Below are 23611 nucleotides of genomic sequence, written 5' to 3'. Positions count from 1 at the left end.
CACTAAGGATTACAAATCCAAGTGTTTCTTTAAATTCCTTTGCCGATGCCGAAACCGAAGTATAGAATTGCAATGATAACAACTAAGACGATTCGGTAAATCGCAAATGGAATCAATTTGACTTTACTAATTAAATGTAAGAATGTCTTAATCGCAATTAAGCCAACAATGAATGCTGCTAAGAATCCTAATAAATAGAATGGAATATGTGCTAAGTGAATGTATTCATAATGTTTTAATAAAGATAATCCACTCGCTGCTAACATAATTGGAACAGACATAATAAATGTAAAATCAGATGCTGCTTTATGATTTAATTTCATAAATACACCAGTAGAAATTGTAGAACCAGATCTACTGAAACCAGGCCACATGGCAATGGCTTGTGAAATACCGATGACAAATGCTTGGAAGTAATTAATTTGGTCTACAGTTTGTGGATGTTGCACCTTTTCAGAATATTTATCAGCTAAAATCATGTAAATTGCACCTAGGAATAAACCAATCATTACAGTAGGTACACTGAATAAATATTTTTCAATTAAATCATCAAATAAGAAACCTAGAATACCGGCTGGAATCATACCAACCAATACATGCATTAAATTTAAACGTTTAGGTTGAGAACGACGTTGTACAGATGCTTGATTATCAGGTTTGTGATGCCCGATATGTAATATTTCTAAGAAACGGTCACGGAAAACCCATGCCGCTGCGAATACAGAACCTAATTGGATAACCACTTTAAAGGTGAAGGCAGACTGCTCACCTAAAAATTTAGTGGACTTTAACCACATATCATCTACAAGTATCATGTGTCCGGTAGATGACACAGGGGCAAACTCTGTCAGACCTTCAACGATACCCAAGATGATGCCTTTTATCAATTCAATTAAAAACATAATTGACCCACTTTCATCAAACTTTTATATAGTCTTTCATTCACTAAAATTACCATATCATCATAGCACATTAAAGAAAAATAGTGGTAGCCTAATCCCATAAAACTAGACCAAAGTCTTATAAACAATTTATTTTGATATTTAAAATAAAATCTTCAAAAAATCAATGAGCGTATTAATTTATATTTACAACAAACCTTTTATAATGAAAGTAGGTGAAGTTATTGTGAAAAAACTAACAAATTTAGTATTTAAATATAAAATATATCCAGTTCTCATGTGTATCGTGAGCATTTTTTTATCCATAACAGTTGTCATACAAAATATCTCAATTGCACGTTTTTTAAATCATGTACTTTACAATCATAAGCAACCATTAATATATCTATTTATAGTCATCCTTGTAGTACTTATTGCACGTGCAACATTTAATATGTTGAATCAACGCATTGGTGACCACATGGCTTATAAAGTGAAAACTGATTTGCGTCGACAAGTTATAAATAAAAACAGTCCTCGAGCCATAGGAGAACAAATGAACATATTAACTGAAAGTATTGATGGCATTGCACCATTCTTTCAAAGTTATTTACCTCAAGTGTTTAAATCAATGATGATTCCAGTTGCCATTATTATAGCGATGTGTTTTGTTCATTTACCAACTGCATTAATTATGATGGTTACTGCGCCGTTTATTCCCATGTTCTATATCATTTTTGGACTTAAAACCAGAGACGAATCGAAAGATCAAATGACATATCTTAATCAATTTAGTCAGCGCTTCTTGAATACTGCTAAAGGGTTAATTACACTCAAATTATTAAATCGAACAAAGCAAACTAAAGCGCATTTATATGAAGATAGTACTCGATTTAGAGATTTAACAATGCGTATTTTAAAAAGTGCCTTCTTATCAGGCTTAATGCTCGAATTTATCAGTATGTTAGGCATTGGTTTGGTAGCACTTGAAGCAGCACTTAGTCTCGTGGTATTTAATTCAATCAGCTTTGTAACAGCTGCCATTGCTATCATTCTTGCGCCAGAATTTTATAATGCGATAAAAGATTTAGGACAAGCCTTTCACACGGGTAAACAAAGTGAAGGTTCAAGCGATGTTGTGTTCGACTTTTTAGAAGCTGAAGATCAACTCCCATCCCCTACTCCAAAAGTTAATAACAACCAGGAACCACAAATAAAGGTTGAAAATGTGTCATATCGTTATCCAGGCAGTGAGCAATACGCCTTAAGAAACATTAATATAACAATCTATCAGAACGATAAAATTGCAATTGTTGGACCGAGTGGTGCCGGTAAAACGACGCTAGCGCATATTTTAAGTCAGTCTGTAAAACCTTCTGACGGTGAAGCGATATTTAATATGGAAGAAACACGGATTGGCTTTTTAAGTCAGAATCCCTATATTTTTACGGATACAATAAAAAACAATATTGCAATGTATGATTATGAGATTTCTGATGAAGACATTATTCAAGTATTAGACGAAGTAGGACTTAAAGACAAAGTACTTACACTTAAGGACGGTATTGATACACGAATCGGTGAAGGTGGGGAAATGTTGTCAGGTGGTCAGATGAGACGTCTTGAATTGAGCCGTCTACTACTTATGAAACCTGAATTAGTCATATTCGATGAACCAGCTACAGGTTTAGATATTGAAACTGAACGTACGATTCAAGCAGTACTTCAAGACCATTTCAAAGAGACTACAATGCTTATTATTGCTCATCGTGACACTACGATTAATCAAGCTGAACGACGTATTTATCTTGAAAATGGTCAACTCATCAAAGATGATGCAACGATATCTGTATCTCAAAGTGAGGTGAATCGTTAGAGATGAAACCACATATTCATTTTCGTATAGATAAAGATTTAATATTAGCAATTTTAGTAGGTGTACTGGGAGGCCTTGTCGCATTAGCAATGTTCTTCTTAAGTGGGTACATGGTGACTCAAAGTGCACTTGGTGCACCCTTATATGCCTTAATGGTGCTTGTTGTCTCAGTCAAAATGTTTGGATTCTTAAGAGCCATTACACGTTACATTGAAAGACTACTTTCTCACAAAACAACTTTTACGATGTTAAGAGATGTCAGAGTTCAATTTCTTGAAAAATTAATTCCTGTAGTTCCTGATGTGTATCGTAAATTTAATTCAAGTGATTTAATTTCTCGTATGATTAGTCGAGTTGAAGCCTTACAAAACATCTATTTAAGAGTGTATTATCCACCCGTAGTTATCGGTCTAACTGCCATTGTGTCAATCATCACATTTATTTTCTTTACGCCGATGCATGCATTATTGATAGCTGTAAGTATGATATTGACGTTATGGATCGTGCCATGGTTGAGTGCGAAAAGGGCACGGACACTAAAACAACAAGTCGCTCTACAGCAAAGTGATTTTCTTCAACGTTTTTATGACTATAAAGAGGGAAACGAGGAGTTAAAACGTTTTAAACAAACCCATACGTTTAAAACAGATGTGCTCAACCACCTTGAGCATTTTGATGCCTTGCAAGCAAGAGAACGACGTTTCTTATCTTTATATGATTATATGCTTAATTTAATAGCCATGATTTCAATCTTTCTAAGTTTAGTCATCGGTGCACAACAAGTACATGCAGGTCATCTAGATGTCGTATATTTAACTAGTATTGTTTTAATGGTACTCACTTTATTTGAGCAAGCAGTGCCAATGAGTAATGTTGCATACTACAAAGCTGATACCGATCAAGCACTTGCTGAAATTAATGAAGTTATAGATGTGTCTGAATCTCGTGATGATGCTCATTTTGAAAGTGAAAAAACGAAAACTGAACTATTTGAGGTAGAACATGTCACATTCAAATATTGGAATCAACAAACACCAGTACTCCATGATATCAATCTAACGATAAAGAAAGGTGAAAAAGTCGCAATCATAGGTCCTTCCGGTTCAGGTAAAAGTACTTTACTCCAAGTGATGCTAGGACTTTATCAAGTTGAACAAGGACATGTCACATTGAATGGTCAAGTTGTAACAGATATTGATAATGAGGAAAAATATCGTTATATCAACGGCATGTTACAGTCTCAGCATATGTTTGACGGAACAGTGCGAGATAATTTATTTTCAGATAAAGAAGATGCTGAATTAGAAGGCGTGCTTCAATCTGTTGGTCTAGGATACCTAGATTTAGATAGAAATGTGAGTTTAAATGGTGAGAATCTATCAGGGGGCGAGGTACAACGATTAAGTTTAGCCCGATTATTGTTGAGAGATGATGCACGTATCTGGATATTAGATGAACCGACCACAGCATTAGATATAGATAATACTAAGAAAGTAATGAATTTAATTGAAGAAGCTTCTGAAACATTAATTGTGGCAACTCATGATTTAGATGTACTGTCTCGCTTTGACAAAATTGTGGTCATGTTAGATGGAGAAATGAAAGAAATTGGATCATATGACAGATTATTAAACGAAGATAGCTATTTACATCAAATGCTTGAATTAAATAACAAGACGAGCCCTTTAGTTAAAGATTAGATTGAGTTTACTAAGAAAGGGAATAGCTAACGAACTAGAGATAAAAAAAACTCGTACCCAAAAGCGGTACGAGTTTTTCATGTTTCATTTTAAAATGTATATCAATTTTTAAGCTTTAACTTTAATTTCATGACAGAAACTTACTATTTTTCTTTCGCTTCAGTAAATGCATCGATCACTTTGCCTAATAAACGGTTAAGTTCTTTAACTTCTTCTTTAGATAATGAAGAAGCTGTTGCGACTTTTTCCGATGCACTACTTAATTCAGGTCTAATCATTTCGCTTTTGTCAGTTAAGTGAATAAATACTTCGCGTTGATCCACTTCTGAACGTTCGCGTTTGATTAAATCAACTTGTTCCATTCGTTTAAGTAATGGCGATACAGTCCCTGTATCAAGTGCTAATTCTGTAACAACCTTTTTGACATTCACAGGTGACTCATCCCATAATATTGTTAATACAAGAAATTGTGGGTAAGTTAGATTGTACTTTTTAAAGACTTTGTTAGAGTAGTAGCGATTAACTTGTCTTTGAGCATTGTACAAACTAAAGCATAGCTGCTCTTTTAAATTGTGTTGATCAGACATTAAAGTTCTCCTCCAGACATTCTATCCGTGTTTTCTCTTTTTCGGATTGGAATCCGTCTATGTTGTGCAAAATTTAATTCGCGCAACACTTTGATTCAATGCCATGCTAAAATTAAAGTATGCTTAAATTTTAGAAGATATCTTACATTAAATCAAGTAAAAAGATAATTAAATATTTATGTTATCATTTTCAAAAATGCTTGTAATAGAAAAGGAAATATAAAATGAGAAATAATAAAGATGAAAAAATATCAATTTCTATCATTAGCGGTTTTTTGGGTAGTGGAAAAACTACTTTACTGACACATTATATGAGCGAATTATTAAAAATTGATGAGAAAATATCAGTAATTATGAATGAAATTGGCTCTTTCGATGTAGATGGTAATCATTTAACCGATATGGTAGAAGTGTATTCTATATTAAACGGTTGTGTATGTTGTGATTTGAAGTTAGATTTAGTGAATCAATTAGAAGTGCTCATCAATGAAAAAGATGTAAATCATATCATCATTGAAGCAACGGGTATTGCGCATCCTATTGAAATTATTATGGCATGCCAAGACCCTAGAATAGTTCAATATGTCCACCAACCACAAGTGATTGGGGTCGTTGATGCTGAACGCTTTTTAAATAGGGAGCAGTATACTGAATCCACAAAAAGATTGATGGAAGAACAACTTGAAGTGAGCAATGTATTAATTGTGAATAAAATAGATCTTATCTCTGAAGAAGAACAACAACATTTAGAAGAGGCGCTTAACCGTATCAATGCCAATGTTCCGCATATCTTAACGACTTATGGAAAGGTAGATGTCTCCAAATTATCACAATTTCGTGACGAAGTTGTTACACAACACACACATTCTCATCATCATGGTATAAATAGTATGCAATATACGTTTAGTGGGCCAATCGATCGTCAACTTTTTTATCAATTTATTTTACGTTTGCCTGATGAGGTCTTACGTTTGAAAGGTTACGTTCAGTTTCGAGATCATCCGAATGCTACATACGAATTCCAGTATGCATACGGGCTTCCCGATTATGGCGTCATAGATAAGGTGCTACCATTAACGATAGTTATCATAGGAGAGCAACTAGACGTGAATAGACTAAGAAATAAACTTGATATGTTACAATTTTCATAATTAAGGAGAGTCAAAAGATGAACAATGAAGATAAACGCGAAAAGCAAATCAAATTCGAACGAAATTTGATTACTTTTCCATATTTAGGATTTGCCATCGTCGTACTATTATTTAATATATTTTATCCAGATATTAAAGTTACAATGGCGTTATTTGGTATATTTTTTGCATATAATTTAGGTATGCTCTTTATAGCATTTATTAGACATTTTAAGCGCACGCTTATCTTAACACTTATTTTAACGATCTTAAGTGGTGCAGCTTTCTTCACATTATTATATGTGTTCGGTCTAAGACACGATATATTTGGCTAGTCAGTTGGTCGCATCGAATTTATAGCTGAATAAGGATATTTGAAAAGCTTTGTTATTTCAATGTTATAATTATATTGAAATAGCAAGGCTTTTTAATTTTTAGATAGATAAATTTTATTTAGGAGGCTATTGTTAATGAGTACAAGAAGAAAGATTTCAATTATCGGCGCAGGTAACACTGGATCAACGTTGGCTTTTATTTTAGCTCAAAAAGAATTAGCAGATATAGTAATGATTGACCGTCCTCAATCAGAAGGGTTCGTTAAAGGTAAAGCGTTAGATATTTTAGAAAGTGGCCCTATATTTGGATTTGATACTCAGGTTCAAGGGTCTGTTCAAATTGAAGATATCCAAGATTCAGATATTGTTGTGATGACAGCTGGAATTCCTAGAAAACCAGGAATGACAAGAGATGATTTAGTACAAACAAATGAAGAAATTGTGTATCAAACTTCCCGTAACATTGCCAAATACGCCCCGCAAGCGACGATTATAGTATTAACAAATCCAGTAGATGCGATGACATATACCGCGCTGAAAGCTTCAGGTTTTCCTAAAGAACGTGTCATTGGCCAATCAGGTGTTCTTGATACTGCACGCTATCAATGTTTTATAGCAGAAGAATTACAAGTATCTGTGAAAGATATTAATGGACTTGTGCTTGGTGGACATGGAGACACGATGGTTCCACTTGTTGAATCAACTCAAGTAAATGGTGTACCAGTTAAAGATCTTATTTCTAAGGAAGTCTTAGAACGTATTGTTGAACGTACGAGAAAAGGTGGCGCTGAAATCGTTGAATTATTAGGAAAAGGTTCAGCATATTACGCACCTGCGACTGCAATATATGAAATGATAGAAGCGATTTTAAAAGATCAAAAACGTTTACTACCTAGTATTGCTTATTTAGATGGTGAATATGGATTCTCAGATATTTGTTTAGGTGTGCCAACAATTCTTGGTAATCATGGTATTGAGAAAATCGTTGAAGTAAATCTGAATGATAAAGAGCAAGAACAATTGCAACACTCCGCTCAATCAGTTGAAAATGTTAAAAATGCTTTGAAAAATAATTAAATAATAATTTACTGATATAACCTACTTTATAGTTGTCAAAAACTATAGAGTAGGTTTTTAAATTCATTCATATTATTTAAGTATTCAAATATTTTAATTGTGAAAATATTTGATGATTATATGTACTTTCTTACGAAATCGCCATTTTAAAGCGCTTTCTTGATATAATTTAAGTGTAAATTTAGGTCAAGGAGATGATAGTGATGACTAAAGGGAATCATGAAGCTCAAACGCAAAGTCAACATTCACAAAGTAAAAAGGCATACAAGCCATTATGGATTATCATCAGTTTTGCTTTATTAATAGGGATTTTATTATTACCAACACCTGCAGGATTACCTATTATGGCGAAAGCAGCACTTGCAATCTTAGCATTCGCAGTTATCATGTGGGTGACTGAAGCAGTTTCTTATCCTGTTTCAGCTGTACTTATTCTTGGATTGATTATTTTATTATTAGGTTTAAGTCCAGTTCAGAATTTAAGTGAAAAGCTAGGCAACCCTAAAAGTGGCGATGCAATATTAAAAGGTAGTGAGTTGCTAGGTACTAATAACGCTCTTTCACATGCATTTAGTGGTTTTTCAACTTCTGCAGTGGCACTAGTCGCAGCTGCATTATTCCTTGCAGCAGCAATGCAAGAGACCAATTTACATAAGCGATTAGCATTACTCGTACTCTCTATAGTTGGAAATAAAACGAGAAATATAGTCATCGGAGCTATTTTGGTATCTATCGTTTTAGCTTTCTTTGTACCCTCAGCAACGGCACGTGCTGGCGCAGTTGTACCTATACTACTTGGTATGATTGCAGCGTTTAATATGAGTAAAGAGAGTAAGTTAGCATCCTTGCTCATTATTACCTCAGTTCAAGCTGTTTCAATTTGGAATATCGGTATTAAAACAGCTGCCGCTCAAAATATTGTAGCTATCAATTTCATTAATCAGAATTTAGGCCATGATGTATCATGGGGAGAGTGGTTCTTATACGCAGCGCCATGGTCAATATTAATGTCAATTGCTTTATACTTTATCATGGTTAAAGTGATGCCACCTGAAAGAGATGCTATAGAAGGCGGAAAGGAATTAATTAAAAAAGAATTGAAAGACTTAGGTCCTGTTAGTGCAAGAGAATGGCGTTTGATAGTCATCTCAATTTTGTTATTACTCTTTTGGTCTACTGAAAAAGTACTTCACCCAATTGATTCTGCTTCTATCACATTAATTGCGCTAGGCGTTATGTTAATGCCAAAAGTCGGTGTAATTACTTGGAAAGGTGTAGAAAAGAAAATCCCTTGGGGAACAATTATCGTCTTTGGTGTTGGAATTTCGCTAGGTAATGTACTATTAAAAACAGGAGCAGCCCAATGGTTAAGTGACCAAACATTCGGTTTAATGGGGCTGAAAGGTCTCCCTATTATTGCAACGATTGCGTTAATTACGCTATTTAATATATTAATTCATTTAGGATTCGCAAGTGCCACAAGTTTATCTTCCGCACTTATTCCAGTATTTATTTCATTAACATCAACGTTACATTTAGGAGACCATGCGATAGGATTTGTATTAATTCAACAATTTGTAATTAGTTTCGGATTCTTATTACCTGTAAGTGCGCCTCAAAATATGCTCGCATACGGAACAGGTACATTTACTGTAAAAGATTTCTTAAAAGCTGGTATTCCATTAACCATAGTCGGTTACATTCTAGTCATTATATTTAGTTTAACCTATTGGAAATGGTTAGGATTAGTTTAGAAAGATTTGCATACTATCTTATGTTTTGAATAGGAGGTTGAGACATCATTGATGATCTCAGCCTCCTTTAACATATTGGCAGTAGAGACTTGAATTGAAAATGCGCTTAAATCAAGGTCCTATCATTACTAGCCATCCTTGCCGACGGGGCCCCAACATAGTAAATTTTAAAAAAAGAAATTCGGCAAACATGCGAATTGGGTGCAGACAACGAAATTAATTTTGTTAAAGTGTATTTCCGCTCCTATTTGTTGTCTATTTCATAGGAAAATTGTGTAGTATTGGAGACTTCATTTTAGGGTATAAAGATAAAAAGATCTTAATGTTAGGTGGTAGCAACGATGAAAGTAGGTGTCATTTTAAATAGAGTGTTTAGACTTGAAAATAACCCATTGTTTGAGTACATCTCTCAAAATAAGGAAGATATAGATCAATGCTATTTCATCATTCCTCAAGAAAAGTTTGATAAAGAAGCGGAAATGAAGGCAAATTATTATTATGGTACATTGCAAAAGTTTGTGGATACGTTGCATGACTACGATATTCAACCGTTTCTTGTAGATTATGATGAACTTACTCATTTTTGCAAAGATAAAGGGATATCCGAGGTTGTCTTGGCAGGAGATATTATGAGTTACCATGAAGAAAAGTATGATATTTTACAGCAAAGTGCGTCCTTTAAAAATGAAGGCATATCTGTGGTTTCAGTAAGAGCGAATCATTATTTTAAACCGAGTAAAACACGCAATAATAAAGGAGAACCATATAAAGTATTCACAAGTTTTTATAAAAAATGGCGACCTTATTTAATGAAAAGATCAGTATTTAGCTATGATATTAAAGATATCGCAAAAATGGGTGTCAAATCACAACAAAAGGTAAAAGGTGATTATAGTCAATACGGTATAAGTGAGGCAGATGCTCAGTATCGGTGGTCTGACTTTTTAGATAAAGATATTGAAAACTATAATACTAACCGAGAATATTTGCCTGAAGTGCTCACAAGTCAGTTAAGTATTTATTTAGCTTACGGCGTTTTGGATATTATTCAAATATTCAACGATTTGCTTGAGAATTATGACAAGGATGAGCAGAATTACGAATCTTTTATTCGTGAGTTAATTTTTAGAGAATTTTATTATGTATTAATGACGTATTACCCTGAAACAGCGCATCAATCATTTAAAGACAAATATCGTGATTTGCAGTGGTCATATAATAAAGAAAATTTCAATTTATGGAAAGAAGGGAAAACAGGATTTCTTATTATTGATGCGGCTATGGGAGAACTTAATACGACAGGTTATATGCATAATCGTATGAGAATGGTCGTTTCTCAATTTCTCACTAAAGATTTATTTATCGATTGGACTTGGGGTGAGGAGTACTTTAGACAAAAACTCATTGATTATGATTCTGCTTCAAATGTGCACGGTTGGCAATGGTCGGCTTCAACTGGCACAGATGCGGTGCCTTATTTTAGAATGTTTAATCCAGTGAGACAAAGTGAACGCTTTGATAAAGATGCTTTATATATTAAAAAGTTCGTACAAACACTGAATGATATCGATGCAAAATATTTACATGATACACATAAATACGAACGTCAAATCAAAGAACAAGGGATAGAACTAGGTAAGGATTATCCTAAACAAATCGTCAATCACAGTGAAAGCAGAACACACGTGATGTCAGAATTTAAGGCGTTAGAATAAAGAAAATTATGCCCCTCCATTATAGTGATCGATAATGGAAGGGCATAATTTATGTTCTGATTGCTATGCTTTTAAATTATTTTAATATGAAAAGACAAATATATACTGCTACATACTCCAGTAAAGTAAGAATATACATATATTTAAGTCTTAATTTAATGTTAAGTGGCACTTCCCAGTTCGGATAACGTCTTTCGTAGTAAAAGACTTGCATAAGAAATAAACCGATACCTAAAGGTAAGCACATTAATAAGATGCTTTGAGTATAACTAAAACCTATATCATGCCAAAAATGCCCGACGATAAGCTGTAGAACGATGAGAATAATGATTAAAAGCGTAATATTGAAAATCATTTTTGTAATCTCACCCCTTTAACAATTAAGGCCAGTACAGCTTGCATCAAGACCATTAAAAGTACAAACATGAAAGTTTTTAAACTAAATACTGAGAGGACTTCTGTCACGATTTTTAGTGGTTCATTAATTAAATAAACCGTATGAAGTCTTAAAAATCGGCCTATATAAATACCTAATCCATTTAAGAACATAAGTACAACAATTAGTGCGCGGTTCAACCATACATGAGATGTAAAATGTTCTATCTCCATAAATATGAGAATCATGACATACATTGCTAAAAAGACACCTAGCATAAGATATGTGAAGAATATCCATTCAGTAAGATTCAATCCCACTAGAAAGTTAAATTGAAATTGGTTTAAATGTATTAAATCAGTAATCATATAAAAGGTATTAGGTACTAATAGTAAGAATACAAGTCCGAAAATAATAAATAACGGCCACTCGAATGCTTTTTTAGGTTTAAAGAGCTTTAAAAGTAAACATAATTCAAAAGGAATATATGCTAAAAATAAATTAAGCGTCATAAAGTTAAAGACTCTCGTTTCTGCTAACGAGATGGTAAATAAAATAATAAAGTATATCCTTGCAATATAACGTGGTTGCACTGTCATGCACTACTTTCCTAAAGTTTTAAAAAATTTGATAGTCGGATTTTAATGATAACTTTTAACCTAAGGCATATCAAATAATATGAGTATCGAATGATTTACAGTCTATCATTATTAAATGAAAGGTGAAGAAAATAGTTATGAAGGGTCTAATAAATTTAAACCTATCTCTTTGTTATGGATGCGATTGATATCGAGTGAAGTCATTGTAATGATAATTTCAGCAGTAGCAGAAACAATTGCTTTAGTCAGATGACCGCTGAGGGTTTCATATTGTTGAGTTCCAAATGTAGCGTGTAAATGTGCAAATGGTTTATCATCAATGTGTGAGATATTGCCTAGTAAGCTTATTAATTCTAATGGTTCTTTAATGTCTTTCGCTTCATATTCTTGTGTATTTAAGTTATAGAAATTTAAAGTTACAGCATCACATGCACCAATGCCACTTACTGAACCGAATTTACCATTATATTGTTGTGCGATTTTTGTGACTGAGCCTATAATGTCTTCCCCTTTTTCTAATACAAGTACAATTGTGTTGCCTTCAGTTTGATATTTCATAACATAACCCCCTTTGTTTGATAACTTTTATAAGTAAAAGTATACAGTGAAAAAAGGTGAAATGCTTAAATTTTAATGATGAGCTATTGTAATATGATATTGAAATAGTATACAATGTAGAAACTTTTAGTTACTTAAGTAATGAAACTACGTTTATTTAACTATTTATAAATATAAAGAATTAGCTAAAACTAAGATTTAATATGAAATATCTTCAGAAAATTTATATAGAGAGGAGGTCACTTTATGAAAAAACAATTATTTACACTCTACTTCAATATTTTCCTTATATTTTTAGGAATAGGTCTTGTGATTCCAGTGTTACCCGTTTATTTAAAAGATTTGGGATTAAAAGGTAGTGATTTAGGTTTACTAGTTGCTGCATTTGCTTTGTCTCAAATGATTATTTCACCATTCGGCGGAACATTGGCAGATAAATTAGGAAAGAAACTCATTATTTGTATTGGACTCGTTTTATTCTCAATATCTGAATTTATGTTTGCTGCAGGACAAACATTTACAATATTAATCATCTCTCGTGTACTAGGGGGATTTAGTGCAGGAATGGTAATGCCTGGTGTCACAGGAATGATTGCTGACATCTCTCCAGGTGCAGATAAAGCGAAAAATTTTGGCTATATGTCTGCAATTATTAATTCAGGATTTATTTTAGGTCCTGGATTTGGCGGTTTCTTAGCTGAATTTTCTCATAGACTTCCGTTCTATTTTGCCGGAACTTTAGGTGCCATCGCGTTTATCATGTCTCTTGTTTTAATTCATAATCCTAAAAAAGAAACGACAGATGGTTTCCATCAATATCAACCTGAATTACTCACTAAAATCAATTGGAAAGTCTTTATCACGCCTGTCATTTTAACGTTAGTATTAGCCTTTGGTTTATCAGCATTTGAAACATTGTTCTCTTTATATACATCAGATAAAGCTAACTATACGCCTCAAGACATTTCTATTGCGATTACAGGCGGTGGAATATTTGGCGCATTATTCCAAGTATTCTTCTTTGATAAATTTATGAAGTATTTATCAGAGCTTAACTTCATTGCCTGGTCATTATTATATTCAGCAATTGTTCTTGTTATGCTCGTTGTTGCTAATGGTTACTGGACGATTATGGTTATCAGTTTTATTGTGTTTATTGGATTCGATATGATACGTCCTGCACTAACCAATTATTTCTCTAATATAGCAGGAGATCGACAAGGTTTTGCAGGTGGACTTAACTCGACATTCACGAGTATGGGGAATTTCGTCGGTCCACTTGTAGCAGGTGCATTATTCGATATTAACTTAGAATTTCCGATTTACATGGCCATTGCAGTGTCTTTATGTGGAATTGTAATTATCTTTATTGAAAAGGGCCTAAGATCAAAGCGTAAGAAAACACAGCAATCATAATAATGAAGTATTTTAATCTCAAAGAAACAAGATTTAAGTTTTCTTTGGGATTTTTTAATATGTTTGCGATTGAGGAACATTTATAATGATTTCTACATATTTTATAGTCAAAAACCGAAAAATTAAATTTGATTAAGCATGCTTAATGCGTCTTTTATGTAACAAAAATAACAACTTCAGTAAAATTCATGTTACAAATATTACAATCTATTTAAATTGCAACCTACATATCTTTTTATGAAAATTATTATGTTAAGATAGATGAAAATCTCAAGAGAAATGTGGGTAAGGAGATGAATTTGAAAAATTTATTATTAAGTATTGTAGCAGTTATACTATCTATTTGTTTAGTAGGATTAATCTTCCTAGCTACAAATCAAAATGCTTTAGCAAAAGTACACCAAACGATATGTACATTTTCAAAAGCAAATAAAGTTTCTTACATCGAAGATACATTTAATTTACATTCAAACTATACTGCAAAAGCATCAGAAAAAGACGAAAACGACAAGAGTAAGCAAATCAATAATAAAAACTACAATAAAAAAGTTGATAACGGTCAAACTTCTTATGATTTCACACCACAAGAGTGTAATGTTATTGCTTTGAATTATGCAAACAATCATTTGAACACGAATTACGAAATTGACCATATGCACAGTCAATCACCAACTTCGGAATATGCTTTTACAGATATGCATGGTAAACATGAAACAGATATTACTGTCGATAAAAATGGGCACGTGAATACTAAAAGATTGTACACACATTAACAATCACTCTTTCAGATTAAACAGGAAGAGTGATTTTTATTATGTGAATGTCCAATGCGTAGTTGAAATGACTGAATGACTGGTTAAATGATTCTTCCATTACATGATAAAATAGTTATCGAATGAAGTTATAATATTGAAGGTGAAAAAGATGGCTAAAACGAAAAAGACCAATGCGATGCGTATGCTAGATCGTGCAAAAATTGATTATGAAACTAACACTTATGAAGTAACCGAGAAACATCAACACGGTGAGCAAATTGCCAAAATGGTAGGGGCAAATGTTGAAGAAGTTTATAAAACGCTTGTATTAGAAAATGCGAATCATGAACACTTTGTCTTTGTTATTCCAGTCAATGCATCATTAGATATGAAACAGGCCGCGCACGTAGTTAACGAGAAAAAGCTTAATTTAATGCCACTAGATCAATTAAAACAAGTCACTGGGTACGTAAGAGGCGGATGTTCGCCAATTGGGATGAAACATTTATTCAAGACCACTATTGATCGTTCTGCTCAAAATTTGGATAAAATTTATGTGAGTGGTGGTCAACGTGGTATGCAGATTATCATTAAAGTCGAAGATTTAATTAAAATGACAGAAGCACAAGTTGCACATATTACACACGATTAACTTGGTAAAATATAATATTGTGATTGATTTTGAAAGTATGAATCACAACCATTTAAATGGTTTAAACCTTGATATTACAGTCAGAAATAAAAACACCTCATAAAAAGGGTGTTTTTTATTTTGTCACAAAATGAATGTTTTTGATTGTTTTTGGCAATTTATGATTGAAAAATGTAAGCGTACTCATTATAATAATGATTGAGATGGGGTGACAAGATGATTTCAGAAAAACGTCATGATTTGATATTACAAGAATTAACTAAAAAAGACTTTTTAACACTCCAAGAATTAATTGATCGCACGGATTGTAGTGCCTCAACGATTAGAAGAGATTTATCTAAACTACAAAAGATTGGGAAATTACAACGTGTTCATGGTGGTGCAACGCTCAATCAAAATCGAGTAGTAGAACCTGGCTTATCTGAAAAATTGACTCAGAATTTACGTGAAAAGCAAGAAATAGGTAAACGTGCTGCGCAAGAGATACAAGATAATGAATGTATCTTTTTAGATGCAGGGTCTTCAACTTTTGAAATGATTCAATATATAGATGCCAAAGATATCATCGTTGTAACAAATGGTATGACGCATGTTGAGCAACTTTTGAAATATGGGATAAAAACACTAATGATAGGCGGACAAGTGAAAGAAACGACCATGGCAACAGTTGGTGCAAATGCATTGGAAACGTTAAGAAGATATTGTTTTGATCGCGCATTTATCGGAATGAATGGTATTGATTTGAAATACGGATTTACCACTCCGGATGAACAAGAAGCGTTGATTAAAGAAACGGCAATGAAACTTTCAAATGATAAGTACATATTAGTAGATCAAACGAAATTTAACCAAGTGTACTTTGCAAGAGTACCTAAGTCAGAAGGGATTAAAATCATTACATCTCAGAAGGCATTTAAAAATAAAGTGACAGAGGAATATCTAAGCGAATATCACTTTGTAGGAGGTAAGTCATGATTTATACAGTAACATTTAATCCTTCCATCGATTACATCATGTTTACGGATGGGTTTAATTTAAAAGGATTAAATAGAGCAACCGCAACATATAAATTTGCAGGAGGTAAAGGTATCAATGTCTCAAGAGTACTTAAAACTTTAGATGTTGATTCTACTGCATTAGGTTTTGCTGGAGGATTTCCAGGAGAATTTATTTCTAAAACATTAGAAGATAGTCAAATCCAAACAGATTTTATTCAAGTAGATGAAGATACGCGTATTAATGTGAAACTTAAATCAGGTCAAGAGACCGAAATCAATGCACCAGGACCTAAAGTCACTGATGAACAATTTCAAGCGCTTCTAACAAAGATTAGAAATACAACAAGTGACGATACGGTCATTGTAGCGGGTAGCGTACCCAATAGTATTCCAAGTGATGCATATGCTCAAATAGCTGAAATCACTAAAGATACTGGCGCTAAACTTGTTGTAGATGCGGAAAAGGATTTAGTCGAAACAGTATTACCTTATCAACCACTTTTCATTAAACCCAATAAAGATGAACTCGAAGTGATGTTTAATACAACGGTAACGAGTGATGAAGACGTTGTTAAATATGGTAAGGAAATTCTTAAAATGGGTGCTCAATCCGTCATTATCTCGTTAGGTGGCGATGGTGCAATTTATGTAGATAAAAAGCAAAGTATTAAAGCCGTGAACCCTCAAGGGCAAGTAGTCAATACTGTTGGTTCTGGCGATAGTACAGTTGCAGGGATGGTTGCTGGCTTAGCCTCAGGTTTATCTATCCAAGACGCTTTCAAACAAGCAGTCGCTTCAGGAACAGCTACTGCATTTGATGAAGATTTAGCAACGAGGGATGCTATAGAAAAAATTAAATCTCAAGTTACAATTTCTGTACTTGATGGGGAGTGAAATAAATGAGAATCACAGAACTATTAACAAAAGACACAATCGCAATGGATTTATCTGCCTCAGATAAAAATGGTGTCATCGATGAGCTTGTAAATCAATTAGATAAAGCAGGAAAACTAAGTGATGTAGCGTCATTCAAAGAAGCAATTCACAATCGTGAATCACAAAGTACAACAGGTATTGGAGAAGGGATTGCTATTCCTCATGCCAAGGTAGCAGCGGTTAAATCACCAGCAATTGCCTTTGGGAAGTCTAAAGAAGGCGTGGATTACCAAAGTTTAGATATGCAACCTGCACACTTATTCTTTATGATTGCTGCACCAGAAGGTGGCGCTCAAACACATTTAGATGCACTAGCTAAACTTTCAGGCATTTTAATGGATGAAAATGTTCGCGAAAGATTAATACATGCTGAATCACCTGAAAAAGTATTGCAAATTATTGATGAAGCGGATGATGAAGCAACAAAAGAGGAAGAAGCAGAAGCGCAAGAGAATGAATCAAATGCAGTAGGAGCTACTGCTGGAAGTACAGATTCAGATCAAAGCGATGAGCCATATGTATTAGCTGTGACGGCTTGTCCAACAGGTATTGCACATACGTATATGGCACGCGATGCTTTGAAAAAACAAGCCGAAAAAATGGGTGTCAAAATTAAAGTAGAAACTAACGGTTCAAGTGGTGTTAAAAATCACTTAACAGAGCAAGACATTGAACGTGCTACAGGAATTATCGTAGCAGCTGATGTTCATGTTGAGACAGATCGTTTCAATGGAAAAAATGTGGTGGAAGTTCCAGTTGCGGACGGAATTAAACGTCCAGAAGAATTAATTAACACAGCATTAGACACAAACCGTAAACCATTTGTTGCTCGTGGCGATAGTGCTAGAGGCAATAAAGATGAAAAAGAAGAAAAACTGAGCCCTGGTAAAGCATTTTACAAACACTTAATGAATGGTGTTTCAAATATGTTACCACTTGTTATCGCTGGTGGTATTTTAATGGCAATTGTGTTCTTATTCGGAGCAAACTCTTTCGATCCTAAAAGTTCAGAACATAATGCGTTTGCTGAACAATTATGGAATATTGGTAAAAATAGTGCCTTCGCATTGATTATCCCAGTATTAGCAGGTTTCATCTCTCGTAGTATTTCAGATAAACCAGGTTTTGCTGCAGGTTTAGTTGGTGGTATGCTAGCTATTTCTGGCGGATCAGGATTTATTGGTGGTATTATTGCTGGTTTCCTAGCAGGTTACTTAACACAAGGAATTAAATATATTACGCGTAAATTACCTCAAGCAGTTGAAGGTTTAAAACCAACATTAATCTATCCAGTACTTTCAGTAACAATCACTGGTTTACTAATGGTATATATATTCAATCCACCCGCATCATGGCTCAATCATTTATTACTTCATGGTTTAAATAGCTTATCTGGCTCAAATATCATGTTACTAGGTTTAGTGATTGGTGCAATGATGGCTATCGATATGGGGGGACCATTTAACAAAGCGGCATATGTCTTCGCAACAGCGGCATTAACTGAAGGAAATGCTGCACCAATAACAGCAGCTATGATTGGTGGTATGATTCCACCATTAGCGATTGCGACAGCTATGTTAATCTTTAGAAAGAAATTTACGAAAGAACAAAAAGGTTCAATTGTTCCAAACTATGTGATGGGATTATCATTCATTACTGAAGGTGCTATCCCATTTGCAGCAGCCGACCCATTACGTGTAATTCCATCAATGATGGTTGGTTCAGGTGTTGCTGGTGCACTCGCCCTAAGTTTAGGTTCAAGAATTAATGCGCCACATGGCGGTATCATTGTTATACTTGCGACAGACTTTAGTCATTTTCTACAAACATTGCTTGCATTAGTTGTAGGTACATTGATTTCAGCATTATTATATGGTTTCTTAAAACCTAAAGTAACTGAAAATGAAATTCAAGCTTCTGAAGCAATGGATGAATAATAGAATTACGACAAGCTCTTGCCAAAATTAATGTAGTTGGCAGGGGCTTTTTATATTAAATGAAACTTTATGGAACATGACAACAATGTTAATCTTCAGAAAAAGTTGAGTAGATTCAAATAGAAATAAATGATATAGCGCGTAAAGAAAGCTATAATAAAATAGCTGAAGAATCATTAGATAATACAAAGAAAAGAAGGTTTCAATCATGTCAGAATATGTAATTACGAACGGGAAAGTATATACAGAAAATCAAGTGATCGACAAAGGATTCGTTCATATTAAAGACGGAAAAATCGCAGACGTAGGTGAAGGGCATTTTCAAGAAGTAGCCTCTCAAGATTCAATTCAACGTATTGATGCGGAGGGGCGACATATTGTGCCTGGATTTATAGATATCCATATTCATGGCGGATATGGAGAGGATGCAATGGATGCGTCTTATGAAGGATTACAACATTTGGCAGAATCTTTATTATCAGAAGGGACAACATCTTTCTTGGCAACAACGATGACGCAGTCGACTGACAATATTAACCGTGCACTAAAAAATATTGCCGAATATCAATCGCAACAAGATGAACATTCTGCTGCTGAAATCGTAGGAATTCATCTCGAAGGTCCATTTATTTCTGAACATAAAGTAGGCGCACAACATCCAAAATATGTACAAAGACCTTCAGTTGAACAAATTCATGCCTTTCAAAATGTGGCTAATGGTTTAATCAAAATTATCACATTTGCACCTGAGGTAGACAATGCTAAAGAAACGTTGAATGCTATGAAAGATGATATTATTTTTTCAATAGGCCATACCGTAGCAACGTTCGATGAGGCAAATGAAGCTATCAAACACGGCGCGAAACATATCACACATTTATATAATGCAGCAACAGGATTTGCACATCGTGAACCAGGCGTGTTTGGTGCTGCTTGGTTAAATAAAGGTTTAAATACTGAAATGATTGTAGACGGTGTGCACTCACATCCTGCGTCTATAGCGCTCGCATATAAACTTAAAGGCAATGAACATTGTTATCTAATTACAGATGCGATGAGAGCTAAAGGAATGCCTGAAGGAGAGTATGATTTAGGTGGTCAAAATGTCATCGTTAAAGGTAAAGAAGCACGTCTTGCTAGTGGCGCACTAGCTGGTAGTATCTTGAAAATGAACGAAGGCCTTCAAAATTTAATGACATATACTGATGATAAACTAGAGAACTTATGGAGAGTAACAAGTTTAAATCAGGCAATTACTTTAGGTATCGATGATGTTAAAGGAAGTATAAAAATGGGTAAAGATGCAGATATTGTGATATTAGATGATGATTGCAATGTCATTAATACAATTAAAAATGGTGAGTGCCATCATTTTGATAAATAAAGTGTTTTATTGAATGGGGTAATTGTTTCCATTATAATGTAGCATTAGGTTTATATTTAACATTCTAGAAACGAAATATGATAAAATAGAAGAAATTACATTTTTTTCGGGGGTGTCACAATGGGAAGGTCTTAACATGTAGTCGTCGCTTGAGTATAAAAGATGATTTCAATACGTGTTACCCATGGGTGGCACATATAATATGGAGGTGAATCCCTAGAAATAGGGAATTAATTGGAAACTTCGACCATAATTAGTTTAATCACATTTTTTCTTTTGATTGCATTAACAACGGTATTCGTTGGATCAGAATTCGCACTTGTTAAAGTGAGATCGACACGAATTGAACAATTAGTTGAAGAAGGAAATAGAAGCGCTAAAATAGTAAAAAAAATGATTGCTAATCTAGACTATTATTTATCGGCATGCCAGTTAGGTATTACGGTGACTTCATTAGGTTTAGGTTGGTTAGGGGAGCCTACATTTGAAAAGTTATTGCATCCTCTATTCGATTTATTACATTTACCTGATGCGTTAACAACGACAATTTCGTTTGTTATCTCATTTATTGTAGTGACTTATTTACATGTGGTATTAGGTGAATTAGCGCCTAAATCATTTGCGATTCAACACACTGAACAACTTGCATTACTTTATTCAAGACCACTTTATTACTTTGGTAATATTATGAAACCGTTAATTTGGTTAATGAATGGTTCAGCACGTGTAATTGTTAGAATGTTTGGTTTTGATCCTGATGCGCAAACCGATGCGATGTCAGAAGAAGAAATTAAAATTATTATAAATAATAGTTATAACGGCGGAGAAATCAATCAGACAGAGCTTGCATATATGCAGAATATCTTTTCATTTGATGAACGTCATGCCAAAGATATCATGGTGCCACGTACTCAAATGATCACCCTTAATGAACCATTTAACGTGGATGAATTACTTGAAACAATTAAAGAACATCAATTTACTCGCTATCCAATTACAGAGGATGGGGATAAAGACCATGTCAAAGGATTTATTAACGTTAAGGAATTTTTAACAGAATATGCTTCAGGAAAGCCTATCAAAATTGCAAATTACATTCATGAATTACCAATGATTTCTGAAACAACACGTATAAGTGATGCGCTTATTCGTATGCAAAGAGAACATGTCCATATGAGTCTAATCATTGATGAATATGGTGGTACGGCAGGTATCTTAACAATGGAAGATATCTTAGAAGAGATTGTTGGTGAAATTCGAGATGAGTTTGATGATGATGAGGTCAATGATATCGTTAAACTTGATGATTCTACCTATCAAATTAACGGTCGTGTACTACTAGACGACTTGAACGAACAATTTGGTATTGAATTTGAAGATTCCGAAGATATTGATACGATTGGCGGTTGGCTTCAATCACGTAATACCAACTTACAAAAAGATGATTACGTAGATACAGAATTTGATCGTTGGATTATTACTGAAGTCGATAATCATCAAATTATATGGATTAATTTAAAATATGAATTTAACCAATCAAGACCAACGATGGATGAAGAATCTGACGATGATCATTCTGAATCATAAAAGTAAAGCCTTAATAGGTTGAGAATTAAACTTAAATAATTATTAGCTTCTAGTCAGCTTGGCTCTAAGGTGATTTCTTATATAGAAATCGTCTTAGAGCTTTTTCAATATTTAAATGATGAAAATGTGCAAATAAACACTTTATTTGTGTGGTAAATAGGCCATAGGTTATGCTTATTGAGACGTACAGAACTATAGTTAAGGATGAATCATACTTATTTAGAGAAAGGTTTTCATTTTCAAGATGAATCTGCATCGGTAAGTATTTAAATGAAGATGTATAAATAAAGGAGAGATACATAGAATGGTTAATGATACGCAAGTCTTAAATAATGGGTACCCAATGCCGTCGATCGGATTAGGTGTATACAAGATCACTGATGAAGAAATGGACAATGTAGTAAAAACTGCATTAGACGCTGGTTATCGTGCATTCGACACAGCATATTTCTATGGAAATGAAGTGGCTTTAGGTAAAGCTTTAAACAATTCTGAAATGAATCGTGACGAATTATTTATCACTTCAAAGTTATGGAATGATTATCAAGGTTATGACAGTACCATTGAATACTTTAATCGCTCACTAGAGAACTTAGGTTTAGATTACATTGATTTATTCTTAATTCACTGGCCTTGTGAAAAGGATGGCTTATTTATTGAATCTTATAAAGCGTTGGAAAAGTTATATGAAGAAGGTAAAGTAAAAGCGATTGGTGTGTGTAACTTTAAGGAACATCATTTGAAAAAGTTAATGGACGCAACGGATGTTGTACCTCAAGTTAATCAGATTGAATTGCATCCTTATTTTAACCAAAAAGAGGTGCAAGAATTCTGTGATGAACATGATATTAAAGTCACTGCGTGGATGCCTTTAATGAGAAATAGAGGTCTCTTAGATCATCCAACCATTGTAGATATTGCACAACGACATGGTAAAACACCTGCCCAAGTTGTATTACGTTGGCATTTGGCACATGATCGAATCATTATTCCAAAATCTAAGACGCCAGAACGTATTCGAGAAAACTTTGATATTTTAGACTTTAATTTAGAACTTACAGAGGTAGCGGAGATTGATAGTTTAAACAAAAATGCACGTCAGGGTAAAGATCCTGATGACGTAAGTATTGGCGATTTAAAGTAGTTGGATAGGTAAGTTATACTGGTGAAGCGTTTAGGATTAAAAACTTTGATTAATTACATTATTTTTTGAAGTGAAAACGTCTATTATTTAATAATAATGAACAATTACAAATATTTAGCTAAAGTTAAGATTATGTAAATGAATAGTTTTGGCTAGAATATACTATTAAGAAATTGATAAAATATTATTAAATAACTTTATAGAAAAGGATGTA

General features: G+C 33.8%; 21 protein-coding genes. 16 read left to right on the top strand and 5 right to left on the bottom strand.

All coding sequences use genetic code 11. The annotated features are described in order from the left end of the window. Positions 1-29: 29 nt before the first annotated feature. The gene (locus JMUB898_RS10810) at positions 30-902 is read right to left on the bottom strand and encodes an undecaprenyl-diphosphate phosphatase (protein WP_002441398.1); all 873 of its coding nucleotides are present in this window, start codon (positions 900-902) and stop codon (positions 30-32) included. Between the two features lie 226 nt (positions 903-1128). On the opposite strand from JMUB898_RS10810, the gene JMUB898_RS10805 reads away from it, so the two are divergent. After that, positions 1129-2757: an ABC transporter ATP-binding protein/permease gene (locus JMUB898_RS10805; protein ID WP_037541169.1), complete on the top strand. Its 1629-nt coding sequence runs from the start codon at positions 1129-1131 to the stop codon at positions 2755-2757. 2 nt (positions 2758-2759) lie between these two features. After that, positions 2760-4457 (top strand): thiol reductant ABC exporter subunit CydC, encoded by a 1698-nt coding sequence (gene cydC / locus JMUB898_RS10800; protein ID WP_002441403.1) that lies wholly within the window; start codon positions 2760-2762, stop codon positions 4455-4457. Between the two features lie 143 nt (positions 4458-4600). Here cydC and JMUB898_RS10795 read toward each other — a convergent pair whose 3' ends face one another. Next, the gene (locus JMUB898_RS10795) at positions 4601-5044 is read right to left on the bottom strand and encodes a global transcriptional regulator MgrA (RefSeq protein ID WP_002441405.1); all 444 of its coding nucleotides are present in this window, start codon (positions 5042-5044) and stop codon (positions 4601-4603) included. Positions 5045-5268: 224 nt separating this feature from the next. Between JMUB898_RS10795 and JMUB898_RS10790 the strand changes: the two genes are divergently transcribed. The 5 genes from JMUB898_RS10790 to JMUB898_RS10770 all read left to right on the top strand — a co-directional run bounded on the left by JMUB898_RS10790 (position 5269) and on the right by JMUB898_RS10770 (position 11055). Continuing rightward, positions 5269-6195, top strand: a complete 927-nt coding sequence (locus JMUB898_RS10790) for a CobW family GTP-binding protein (protein WP_126514800.1) — start codon at positions 5269-5271, stop codon at positions 6193-6195. 17 nt (positions 6196-6212) lie between these two features. Beyond that, a complete protein-coding gene (locus JMUB898_RS10785; protein WP_002441409.1) occupies positions 6213-6509 on the top strand; it encodes a hypothetical protein in 297 nt (98 codons plus the stop codon). Positions 6510-6644: 135 nt separating this feature from the next. Next, positions 6645-7586, top strand: a complete 942-nt coding sequence (mdh, locus tag JMUB898_RS10780; protein WP_002441411.1) for a malate dehydrogenase — start codon at positions 6645-6647, stop codon at positions 7584-7586. A 203-nt stretch (positions 7587-7789) separates the two neighbouring features. Next, positions 7790-9340: an SLC13 family permease gene (locus JMUB898_RS10775; RefSeq protein WP_037541170.1), complete on the top strand. Its 1551-nt coding sequence runs from the start codon at positions 7790-7792 to the stop codon at positions 9338-9340. A 341-nt stretch (positions 9341-9681) separates the two neighbouring features. After that, positions 9682-11055 carry a cryptochrome/photolyase family protein gene (locus JMUB898_RS10770; RefSeq protein ID WP_126501999.1) on the top strand — a complete coding sequence of 458 codons (1374 nt, stop codon included), beginning with the start codon at positions 9682-9684 and terminating at the stop codon, positions 11053-11055. Between the two features lie 76 nt (positions 11056-11131). Here JMUB898_RS10770 and JMUB898_RS10765 read toward each other — a convergent pair whose 3' ends face one another. From JMUB898_RS10765 to JMUB898_RS10755, 3 genes are all read right to left on the bottom strand, one after another. Beyond that, positions 11132-11410: a hypothetical protein gene (locus JMUB898_RS10765; protein WP_002441417.1), complete on the bottom strand. Its 279-nt coding sequence runs from the start codon at positions 11408-11410 to the stop codon at positions 11132-11134. Beyond that, entirely contained in the window at positions 11407-12024 is a 618-nt protein-coding gene (locus tag JMUB898_RS10760; RefSeq protein WP_037541530.1) for a DUF1361 domain-containing protein, read from the bottom strand. Before JMUB898_RS10760 ends, JMUB898_RS10765 begins: the two co-directional genes overlap by 4 nt. A gap of 141 nt (positions 12025-12165) precedes the next feature. Beyond that, positions 12166-12588, bottom strand: a complete 423-nt coding sequence (locus JMUB898_RS10755) for a PPC domain-containing DNA-binding protein (protein ID WP_002441420.1) — start codon at positions 12586-12588, stop codon at positions 12166-12168. A 246-nt stretch (positions 12589-12834) separates the two neighbouring features. Here JMUB898_RS10755 and norA point away from each other — a divergent pair, with 246 nt between their 5' ends. From norA to JMUB898_RS10710, 9 genes are all read left to right on the top strand, one after another. Then, positions 12835-14004: a multidrug efflux MFS transporter NorA gene (gene norA, locus JMUB898_RS10750; protein ID WP_002441422.1), complete on the top strand. Its 1170-nt coding sequence runs from the start codon at positions 12835-12837 to the stop codon at positions 14002-14004. Between the two features lie 293 nt (positions 14005-14297). After that, positions 14298-14777: a hypothetical protein gene (locus tag JMUB898_RS10745; RefSeq protein ID WP_037541171.1), complete on the top strand. Its 480-nt coding sequence runs from the start codon at positions 14298-14300 to the stop codon at positions 14775-14777. 151 nt (positions 14778-14928) lie between these two features. Then, the gene (gene ybaK / locus JMUB898_RS10740) at positions 14929-15411 is read left to right on the top strand and encodes a Cys-tRNA(Pro) deacylase (protein ID WP_002441426.1); all 483 of its coding nucleotides are present in this window, start codon (positions 14929-14931) and stop codon (positions 15409-15411) included. Positions 15412-15627: 216 nt separating this feature from the next. Continuing rightward, complete coding sequence (locus tag JMUB898_RS10735; protein ID WP_044466937.1) at positions 15628-16386, top strand: DeoR/GlpR family DNA-binding transcription regulator; 759 nt, start codon at positions 15628-15630, stop codon at positions 16384-16386. Continuing rightward, entirely contained in the window at positions 16383-17303 is a 921-nt protein-coding gene (gene pfkB / locus JMUB898_RS10730) for a 1-phosphofructokinase (RefSeq protein WP_002441432.1), read from the top strand. The genes JMUB898_RS10735 and pfkB overlap by 4 nt, the downstream gene beginning before the upstream one ends. Before the next feature lie 5 nt (positions 17304-17308). Continuing rightward, positions 17309-19282 (top strand): PTS fructose transporter subunit IIABC, encoded by a 1974-nt coding sequence (locus tag JMUB898_RS10725; RefSeq protein WP_002441434.1) that lies wholly within the window; start codon positions 17309-17311, stop codon positions 19280-19282. A gap of 208 nt (positions 19283-19490) precedes the next feature. Continuing rightward, complete coding sequence (gene nagA, locus JMUB898_RS10720) at positions 19491-20666, top strand: N-acetylglucosamine-6-phosphate deacetylase (RefSeq protein WP_002441436.1); 1176 nt, start codon at positions 19491-19493, stop codon at positions 20664-20666. A gap of 234 nt (positions 20667-20900) precedes the next feature. Beyond that, positions 20901-22253, top strand: coding sequence for a hemolysin family protein (locus tag JMUB898_RS10715; protein WP_002441437.1), 1353 nt, complete (start codon positions 20901-20903; stop codon positions 22251-22253). 304 nt (positions 22254-22557) lie between these two features. Beyond that, the gene (locus JMUB898_RS10710) at positions 22558-23397 is read left to right on the top strand and encodes an aldo/keto reductase (RefSeq protein WP_002441439.1); all 840 of its coding nucleotides are present in this window, start codon (positions 22558-22560) and stop codon (positions 23395-23397) included. The last annotated feature ends 214 nt before the right edge of the window (positions 23398-23611 follow it).

It is taken from the genome of Staphylococcus caprae (assembly GCF_003966625.1).
GTDB classification, from domain to species: Bacteria; Bacillota; Bacilli; order Staphylococcales; family Staphylococcaceae; genus Staphylococcus; species Staphylococcus caprae.
The sequence above is the reverse complement of the archived record's forward strand: the minus strand, read 5'-3'. Positions and strand labels throughout refer to the sequence as shown.